General features: G+C 70.9%; 2 protein-coding genes. Both read left to right on the forward strand.

The window, feature by feature from the left end; all coding sequences use genetic code 11:
- Positions 1-798, forward strand: a 798-nt coding sequence (locus tag AB0M20_RS44345) for an ABC transporter permease subunit (RefSeq protein ID WP_364307584.1), incomplete at its 5' end; no start/stop codon positions are given.
- A gap of 69 nt (positions 799-867) precedes the next feature.
- Positions 868-1,252 (forward strand): 2'-5' RNA ligase family protein (locus AB0M20_RS44350; RefSeq protein WP_364307586.1); only part of this gene is annotated, 385 nt, incomplete at its 3' end.

Here is a 1,252-nt window from a genome sequence, read left to right on the forward strand (position 1 = left end):
GCCCGCCGGAAGGTGCTGCGCTCCCTGGTGGTGCTGACCGTCCTGCTGCTCTCCCTCAGCGCGTGGGGCTTTCACACGCTGGGCTCGGAGTTCGGCTCGTTCACCACCGGTGAGTCCCGCCTGGCCGCCTCCAACGTGATCAACCTGGTGATGTTCGGCCTCAGCCTGATCGCCGCGCTGGGCACCGCGTTCCTGGCCGGGCCGACGCTCTCCGGCGAGATCGAGTCAGGCATCGTCCTCGCGGTGATGACCAGGCCGGTCCGCCGCACCACGGTGCTGCTCGGCAAGTGGCTGGGCCTGGCCGCGTTCGGCGCCGGCTTCGTGGCCCTGGCCGGGTCGGCCCAGATCCTGATCGTCCGGGTCACCGTCGGATACTGGCCGCCGCATCCGGTGACCGGTCTGGCTCTGCTGGCGGCACAGACGGTCGTGCTGCTGAGCCTGGGCCTGCTGCTGTCGACGGCGATCTCGCCGATGGCGTCCGGCATCGTGGCCGTCGGCCTGTTCGGCGCGACCTGGATCGCGGGCGTGGTCGGCAATGCGGGCCACGAGATCGGCGAGGAACGGCTGGCCCAGGTGGGCACGGTCTCCCGGATGATCCTGCCCACGGACGGCTTGTGGCGCGGCGCGATGCACTCCTTCCAGGACTCCACGCTGATGACCCAGTTCGCGCCGCAGTTCAACGGATCCCCGTTCCTGAGCATGAATCCGCTGACCGGTCTCTACCTCGCCTGGGCGGCCATCTGGGTGGCGCTGGTCCTGGGCCTGGCCGCACTCGCCTTCCAGCGAAAGGACCTGTAGCTGATTTGAGTAGAAGAAGGGCCTGGGCGTATCTGCCCGGGCCCTCGCTCATGGTGGGATCCTCTATGGGTGCACACCGTGGAACTGCTCCTGAGCGACGACCTCGAGACGGCCGTCCGGAGCCTGTGGCACCGCCTGCACGCCGCGGGGCTGCCCAGTCTCGCCACGCACACCCACCCCACCAACCGGCCGCATCTCACCCTGGTCGCCGCCGAGTCGGTGCCGCAGCACCTCGACTTCGGGCTGCCGCTGCCGGTCACGCTCGGCGGGGTACGCATGCTCGGCAAGGCCCTCGTCCGCGAGGTCGTCGCCTCCTGCGAGCTCCGCACCCTGCAGGCCGCGGTCTGGCAGTCGTGCAGCGGCGCGAACCCGCTGCACGTGCCCGGCGCCTGGCTCCCACACGTCAGCCTGGCGCTGAACGTCCGGGCCGACCGCCGGGCGGCCGCGCTGGGCG

The organism is Actinoplanes sp. NPDC051633 (assembly GCF_040681735.1).
GTDB lineage: Bacteria > Actinomycetota > Actinomycetes > Mycobacteriales > Micromonosporaceae > Actinoplanes.